The sequence below is a fragment of the Acinetobacter sp. LMB-5 genome (assembly GCF_001541635.1).
GTDB lineage: Bacteria > Pseudomonadota > Gammaproteobacteria > Pseudomonadales > Moraxellaceae > Acinetobacter > Acinetobacter pittii.
Genome location: NZ_LRDR01000061.1, coordinates 1 through 497 on the forward strand (window position 1 = coordinate 1; position 497 = coordinate 497).

Annotated in this window: 2 protein-coding genes; both read right to left on the minus strand. The window is 50.9% G+C overall.

Annotated elements, in window-relative coordinates; translation table 11 throughout:
* On the minus strand, positions 1-230 hold a 230-nt coding region (locus tag AW165_RS18510; RefSeq protein ID WP_155859662.1), incomplete at its 3' end, for a hypothetical protein.
* Positions 230-497, minus strand: a 268-nt coding sequence (locus tag AW165_RS19830; protein WP_212823916.1) for a hypothetical protein, incomplete at its 5' end; no start/stop codon positions are given. The genes AW165_RS18510 and AW165_RS19830, both read right to left, overlap by 1 nt.

Here is a 497-nt window from a genome sequence, read left to right on the forward strand (position 1 = left end):
ACATTTTCTGGCGCAAGCGCTTGAGCAACGGCTTCGACCGTCAGGCGCTCCTGGTCGTAAAGCTCAGACAAGACTTTGAGGCCCAGTACCTGTTTCACCAGGTTATCAATCTTGGCTTTACGCTGACGGTTCATCAGCAAGAAGCGAGAGTGACCACCAAGGTTAGCCATGGCGCTGCCAACGCGATTAAATTGCGCTGAAAACTCAGCGTCTAATTTTTGCTTATCCATTACCATTCACCTTCTGCCCACAAATCGCTTAATGTCAGCATGAACTGCGCTTCTGCTGGAAGTGCAGAGTCATCCGCCAGCACGACGTTCTCACGAACATAATCACCTTTAACGAGTGCCGTAACCGACGTATCACCAGCGAATTGCTTACGAGTCACAATCGCCAAACGATAAGCCGCTGTTGCCGTGATGGTGCCGCCTGCGCCATCATCAATGTCTTCAGTCGGAATAGTGATGCCATCCCAACGACCCTGAATGCCTTCTTTG